5 protein-coding genes are annotated in these 7,564 nt (G+C 31.0%); all 5 read right to left on the bottom strand.

Annotated features, from left to right (window positions below; translation table 11 throughout):
* On the bottom strand, nucleotides 1-3,901 hold a 3,901-nt coding region (locus tag Q0616_RS02200), incomplete at its 3' end, for an MG2 domain-containing protein (RefSeq protein ID WP_298774693.1).
* A 197-nt stretch (nucleotides 3,902-4,098) separates the two neighbouring features.
* Nucleotides 4,099-4,611, bottom strand: coding sequence for a hypothetical protein (locus Q0616_RS02195; protein ID WP_171623319.1), 513 nt, complete (start codon nucleotides 4,609-4,611; stop codon nucleotides 4,099-4,101).
* 3 nt (nucleotides 4,612-4,614) lie between these two features.
* A complete protein-coding gene (locus Q0616_RS02190) occupies nucleotides 4,615-6,036 on the bottom strand; it encodes a CCA tRNA nucleotidyltransferase (RefSeq protein ID WP_260542540.1) in 1,422 nt (473 codons plus the stop codon).
* Nucleotides 6,037-6,067: 31 nt separating this feature from the next.
* Entirely contained in the window at nucleotides 6,068-6,616 is a 549-nt protein-coding gene (locus tag Q0616_RS02185; protein ID WP_171623341.1) for an L-threonylcarbamoyladenylate synthase, read from the bottom strand.
* 65 nt (nucleotides 6,617-6,681) lie between these two features.
* Nucleotides 6,682-7,476, bottom strand: coding sequence for a DUF5672 family protein (locus Q0616_RS02180; protein WP_298774690.1), 795 nt, complete (start codon nucleotides 7,474-7,476; stop codon nucleotides 6,682-6,684).
* Between the last annotated feature and the right edge of the window lie 88 nt (nucleotides 7,477-7,564).

The raw sequence follows: 7,564 nt of genomic DNA, 5'->3' as shown, positions 1-7,564 counted from the left end.
GGGTGCGAACATTTTGCTCTAAATAACCTGTTTTAAGGTCTGGTGTATACGCAATCGCCATGAACTTCCATTCTGTTAAACTTTCTGGCGTTGTAAATTCTATAATAACATTTCCTTTTGCATCTGTTTTTAGATTTGGATAAAAGAAAGCTGTTTCATTTAGATCTGTACGTGCTTTTACATTGTCTAAAGCTGTATTTGCTCCTTTTTTCGTTGTAATTATCACTACTCCATTTGCTCCTCTTGCGCCATACAAAGCTGTTGCTTGTTCACCTTTCAACACATTGATTGATTGAACATCATCTGGATTAAACTCTGGAGCTTTATCATAAACAACTCCATCTACAACGTAAAGTGCGTTTGGATTATCAGAAGATGAAATTCCTCTGATTGAAATTGAATCAGAAGATGCATATCCCAAAGATTTTTGTTCTCTTGTAATTCCTAAAGCTGTTACAACAGAACCTTCTAAACTTACATCAGCAGCAGGTTCCATTTGAATTCCTTCAACTCTTTCTGTGATTGTAGAAGGCTGATTTGGTGCAACAGATTTCATCATCATACGATTCATACGGTATTGGTTGAATCCAAAATCAAATAAATTAAGATCTAAACCTGCATATCCTCTTGCATAAAAATCATAATTTGTACGGTAATAAATTGGTCGAGATGGATTTGTTATATAAAATTGAAATAGATTAAATGGATTATTTTTTCTTGAATTTGTAAAATCATACACCTTAAAATCTAACGAATTTGACGCAAACTGATCCAAAGAAGCATCATACATACTTGCTAAAACCTCAGCCGAAACTTTATCTTTGTTTGGACCTTCAATTTTTAACTGCCATTTTTCTATTGCGCCTGGCGCCAATTTATCACGTAAAACTTCAGCCGAAACTTTCAGTTGTTTATTGGTAAACGGAACTGCCAAATTAAGACTTCCTGTTTGCACATCATTGAATTTCGTCATCGCATAATTCACATAAATTCCGCCACGATATTCTTCTTTAATCGGAATTTCGACCACTGATTTTTTAGTTAAATCTAAGAAACCTTTCTCAATAATTGTTTGATTCGCTTCTACTTCATAATACACAAATGTATTTTTAGAACCCGATTTGAAATCAATTTTTGCAACATCTTTTGGAGCATAAGTTGATTGATTTGGCGAAACTGCTAAAAGTGTTTTAATTGCATTTACTTTCTTTTCATTCGAAACATAAATCAATTTATCCACCTCAACTTTTTGTATTCCATCCATCACAAAACCTTTGATGACATAATAACCTTCTTCTAAATTTGAAGCTTGATTGAATTTAATTTCATCTGAAATTTTTGTATCAAAATCACTTTCAAAAACCTTTTGATTCGTTGTCCACGTTTTTGGATTCATTTCGTCACCATAAGGTTCATTCGGAAAGATTTTTTTGAATTCTTCTTTCGAATAAAAATTGTAATCTGTTCTAAATTTTTGACGACGAACTATTTCTTTTGGTGCGTTTAACGAATAAATTTCGATATGTCCTTTACCATCTAATTTTTCATCATTCAAATTCTTCACTTCAACGTTGAACGAATTTAATTCATCTGCTTTCGTTTTCTCAGAAATAGCAATAGTTAAAGTCATTCTTGTGTCACCAACTTTAACAGAAGAAGATTCTGATTGCGTTTCTCCATTGATATCCGTAGCATTAACTTCGATAAAATAATTGTAGGTTCTTACCTCATCTTTCTTTTTCTCCGAAGCTGGTTTTGCTACAAACTCAAAGTTAAATTTCCCTTCTGTGTCGGTTGTTGTATCTCCAAATGTCATTTCTTCGCGTTCGCCACGACCAACTGGAATTGAACGATACCAAGGCCAAAATGTAAAAATTTCTTGTCTATAAACGCGGTACGAAACTTTTGCATTATCGATAGTTGCTCCCGAGAAAGCAATTGCTTTTCCTTCTACTTTTACTTGATCATTTAAACTATAAACACCTTTATTTTTCTCAATTTCTACTTTAAATTTTGGACGTTTATATTCTTCAACCTTGAATGAATGAGAACCAAGTTCATCTACATCATCATTTTCTGCATAAATTCTGAAATCTCCTGTTAATCCATTGGCAGGTAAAACGAAATTTCCATTTACAGAACCAAATTCGTTCGTTGTTAATTCTATTTCTGTAATATCTTTCCCATTAACATCTTCTAAGAAAATTGTAACTTTTTTCTTCGGTAAAACTTGGCGTTCTTTTCCTTTGTTCGTAAAATAAATTCCTTTGAAATAAACTGTTTGCCCAGGACGATAAATCGCGCGATCAGTAAAAATTTGAACTGAAAAATCTTCGTCGTCCTCATCATAACGATCATAATCGTAATAATAAGTCGAATAAATGGTATGCTCATCTTTTACTCGATACTGAAAATTTCTCCAACCAGATGGAATTTGAATCATTCCATTTTTGTCAGAAACCAATGTTTTGAATTCCTTTTTATTGTAATTTGTTAAATTAGAAAACTCTACAGAAATAGTACTTTCTGGTTTTCCAGTTTCGCGATTGACAACTGATAGTTTATCATTCAACGAATTAATCGCATATTTAGAAACCATGATATCTAAATAGTCGATGTCATCTTTTGTGTTAATTTTGAATTCAGAATTATTCGAAAAAAGGACAATATAACAACCAGATTTTAGTGGATTTAATTTAACAATTGTCGAATGATTTTGAAAATCCTCAAACGATTTGACATCAATTGTATAATGATCAACAACTTTTAGACTATTTAGAAAATTCTGGGCTTCTGTAATTCGATTTTCGTTGTAAACATTTAATATTTGCGATTTTTGTTTATCATCAAAACCTGCATTATAAGCCAATACTTTTACATAAACTTTGTCTATATTTTTATGCGTTAATTGAATGGGCGTATTCTGATTATCGTTGATATATTTCTCTGCTAACACATTTAATTCTTGCGCTTTTATCTTCGAAACCAAATTGTCAACAACTCTTTTTTCTTCAGAATTAGGATATTGTTTTGCAAGTTTTTCTTGAATATCAAAAATCTTTTTAACATTCGCCAATTTATCTTCTTCCAAACCATAATAATCTGTCGCTAAAGTTGCGTACACATCAGATGAATACCACGCTTTTGGATATTTAGTTGCTAAAATTTCTTTTTGTTTAATAATTTCTTGAACCGAAGTCGAACCACGTTTTGAATCAATTAAAATCAATTCATTGTACAAAACTGCATTTTCGTTATTTTTTTGTGTATTCAATTGAACCAAATCATTAAGCAATTGATTTGCTTTGTCTTTTTCATCATTTTGATTCAGATAATTGATGTATTTTTTGACTAAAATATCATACAATGTTGGCGTTAAATCCAATTGTTCTTGTGCATTTTTCTTGTCATCTGCAAGGTTCAAAATCATTTTATACTCTTGAGATTTTGCATTGATTAATTCATTTTTTGGTTGAATTGATTTCGAAAAATAATTATTAATCGTTTTATTGAACGTTTCTTCTGTCCAAAATCTAACATCATTTGTTGCTTGATTTTCGATAGTTGTACGACTATTGATTTTCCAACGGTTTTCGTTGAAATACAATTGATACAAATCGGCCAAATACGAATTGGTAATGGCATTATTAACGTTTGATTTTTCGTTTAATTCTTTCTTAAACAAATCAAAAACGAAGTTAACATCGTCTTTTTCATCAGAAGTTGCAACTTTAATTTTTGATTCGTAAAACAAGGCTTTCAAATAACTTTGTTGATTGTTCCCCTTTTTTGATAAAGTTTTTAATTCATCAATTTTTTGTTGGAGAGATTTGAATTGACCATTCTGCATTTGTTGATCAATTTCTTTCCACTTTTGATCAATCGTTGGGGATTGAGCCATAAGCATCGAGTTGGTTAAAATTAATAGTAAAAACAAGAATTGTTTCATAGAGTTTTTCTTTTATGAGTAGATGCAAGTTACGGAAAAATGGTTGGTTGAAGAAGTAAAATAATCAGCAATCGTTTGATAGATAGCACAAAAAAAAATCTGAATGTTTCCATTCAGATTTTTTGATATATAAGTCGATTTATTACTTTTTATAAATCGTCTACGTCTAAATCATCGTCGATTTGTAAATCATTCAATTCAGCATCCTCTGCAAAATCAATCTCATCTTCGTCATCTAAATCAACTAACATGTCTTTTTTAGGCGCTTTAAGAGGCATTGACCCAAAACGGTAAACAGTTAATGGGTAATTAAGTACAGCTGGTTTTTCTTCTACTGAAATTAATTCTGCAACAAATGTCCACATTTCCATAAAATCATATACAAAAGCCATACGATCACCTTGATTAATAAAAGCTTCTTTGATATAGAAATCTGCCATTGTTTCGTCTGTCCCATCATCAGACATATCCTCTAAAGGAATTTCTTTTGTTTGGTTTCCATCTTCATCTAATTCATAGAATGATGCCAACTCCTCACCTTGTAAACTAAAGGCACTTATGATCCCTTTGTACAATGTAAATAATGTTTGCTTCTCCTTAATTTCTATGTCTCTAAAAACATCCTCTTTTGAATCAAGGAATACTCGAATTTTATATATCACTTTCTAAATATTTTTCGGTTCCAAATTTAAATCTTTTCCCATATTAATTACAAATTCTAAGGCAGAATTATAATTATTTTCGACTTCGCCTTCTAAGATTGCTTCTTTGATGGCATTTTTAAGTATTCCAATTTCTTTTCCTGGCTGAATATTAAATATTTCCATGATTTGCTCTCCAGAAATTGGCGGTTGAAAATTACGAACTCTATCGCGTTCTTCAACATCTTTAATTTTTTGTTCTACAACTTCAAAATTTTGTTTAAAACGTTTTTGTTTACGTTCATTTTTTGTTGTAATGTCTGCTTTGCAAAGCGTTATTAAATCGTCAAAATCTTCTCCTGCATCAAACAATAATCTGCGCAATGCTGAATCTGTTGCGTCATCTGTTACAACTGCAATTGGTCGAGAGCTCATCATGACCAATTTTTGAACATATTTAACTTGTGGTCCTAATGGTAATTTTAATCGTCTGAATAATTTTAGGACCATTTTAGAGCCAACAAATTCGTGTGAATGAAATGTCCAACCTACATTCTTATCAAAACGTTTTGTAACTGCTTTTCCAATATCATGCAATAAAGCTGCCCAACGCAACCAGACATTGTCGGTGTGTATAGAAATATTATCTACCACTTCTAACGTATGGTAAAAATTATCTTTATGTTTTTGTCCTTCTACTTCTTCAATTCCTTTTAACGCAACCAATTCTGGTAAAATATGTTGCATTAAACCTGATTGTTCCAATAACAATAATCCAACAGATGGTTTCTCTGTCATCATAATTTTCTGAAACTCATCCATCACACGCTCAAAAGACACGATACTAATACGTTCAGCATTATCAATTATTGCCTGAAAAGATTTTTTTTCTATTTCGAACCCTAACTGTGCAGCAAAACGAATTGCACGCATCATACGCAATGGGTCATCAGAATAGGTAATATTAGGTTCTAATGGAGTCTTGATGATTTTGTTATTCAAATCTTCTACTCCGTTAAAGGGATCAATCAATTCGCCAAAGTTTTCTTTGTTCATTGAAATTGCCAGCGTATTAATTGTAAAATCACGACGTTTTTGATCATCTTCTAATGTACCATCCTCCACATGAGGTTTACGGCTATCTTCAGAATAACTCTCTTTACGCGCACCTACAAATTCTAAATCAATTTCTTTGTATTTGAACATTGCTGTTCCAAATCGTTTAAAAACTGAAACGGGTGATGTATTTCCTAATGCTTTGGCCAACTCTTTGGCTAATAATATTCCGTTTCCTACGGTAACAAAATCGATGTCTTTTTTTTGACCACGATTCAACAAATAATCGCGTACAAATCCTCCTACAACATAAGTTTCTTGATTAATTTCATCAGCAACTTCTGCTACATTTTTAAAAATAGGATTGGATACGGCTTCTAAGATTTTCATTTTGCAAAAGTATAAGTTTTGAAATAAAAAACTACTCTCTAATAACTTTTACTTCGTTATCTAGACCTAATTTAATTATTGTTGACGCAGTAAACTGAGGCACAAAGGTTTTGGTTTCTTCGGGATAAAAGTCAACCTGTTCTAAAATTGTTGGATTCACTTCTGAAAAGACTTTTGGCGAAGGTTCACCTGATAAATTAGCAGATGTAGACACAATTGGCCCACCTAATTTTCCGATTATTTTTTTACAAAACAAGTCTTCTGTCAAACGAATAGCAATTGTATTGTCTTCTGCAATTAATGACTGAGGTAAACCTTTTGGATTATCGTAAATAATGGTAATTGGTTTTTCATTCAAATCAATCAAATCCCACGCTAATTCAGGCACCTCCACAATTTCTTGTAACATTTTAGGCGAATCAACCAAAATGATCAATGATTTTGAAGAAGGACGATTTTTTATCTGATAAATCTTTTCGATTGCAGCTTCATTCTTCGCATCACAACCTAATCCAAGAATCGTATCCGTTGGATAAAGCATTGTTTCTCCTTGTTTTAGCTTCGCTACAATTTCGTTTATATCTGACATATTAATTGTTTTATAAATTTGTTTGCAAAGGTATTGTAGGAATTTATAATTAGGAACTATTCTATAAATTTTTTCCAAAACTGATAAGGTATTGGTTGGTTAAATCTATGACAAGCCATTGGTAAACGTCCTATATTCAATTTCATTGCCTTTTTAGGCTTTCTATCCATACAGAAATCCAATGCTTCTTTCCAATTAGGAATTTTAAAGTTTGGATATTTTTTAGGCACATATAACGACCAAAATACGTCTTCTATATGATAATCTGAGTCAGATTTTGTATCTAAAAATAAATGTATTTGTTTGGATTCTTCTTTTGAAATTTCTACAAATTTTTGCACTTTTCTCAGAGAAAAACCTCCATTCCCTACTTTAAAAAGACGTTCGGTATTTTTAAGTTTTTTACCCTTTAAAGAACGAATTATTTCATTTATTTTTTCGAATGTTAAATTTATAAAATTGCGTTCACTACCAATCCATGGGGCTCCTACATAATCATAATTTTTATTACACCATTCAATTAAAATATTTTTAAAAACATAAACATCTAGCTGGCAAATTAAAATAAATTCAAATGCAGTAAATACTTGGTAAAATTTTTCGTCTAATAATAATTGATTATAAGCATCGATTGATTTAAAACAATCAGATCCAAAATAGATAAAACTGTAATGATTTATTCTATTTAAATAAGGAGAATAACTTGAAATAGTCATTCCTTCAGGAGCAGCAAAAATTATTTCAAAATCATTGAAATGACGAAGAATACTTTCTAAAGATTTTTTCTCGAATTCATCCAAAAAATCTCTATAAATTGGAATAACCACTGCTACTTTCTTCAAATTATTCATAGTATTAAAAACACTTTTCAACAAAATTAAACATATCTTTGACAGATTAAAATGAAATATAGTTTTATTCTATATTAATTACAAGATT

The sequence above is a fragment of the uncultured Empedobacter sp. genome (assembly GCF_937930195.1).
In the GTDB taxonomy this organism is placed as follows: domain Bacteria; phylum Bacteroidota; class Bacteroidia; order Flavobacteriales; family Weeksellaceae; genus Empedobacter; species Empedobacter stercoris.
The sequence above is the reverse complement of the archived record's forward strand: the minus strand, read 5'-3'. Positions and strand labels throughout refer to the sequence as shown.

Bases quoted from the DNA above. Each gene is read 5' to 3' on its own strand.
- Q0616_RS02190 (WP_260542540.1), bottom strand. From the start codon at position 6,036: ATGAAAATCTTAGAAGCCGTATCCAATCCTATTTTTAAAAATGTAGCA.
- Q0616_RS02180 (WP_298774690.1), bottom strand. From the start codon at position 7,476: ATGAATAATTTGAAGAAAGTAGCAGTGGTTATTCCAATTTATAGAGAT.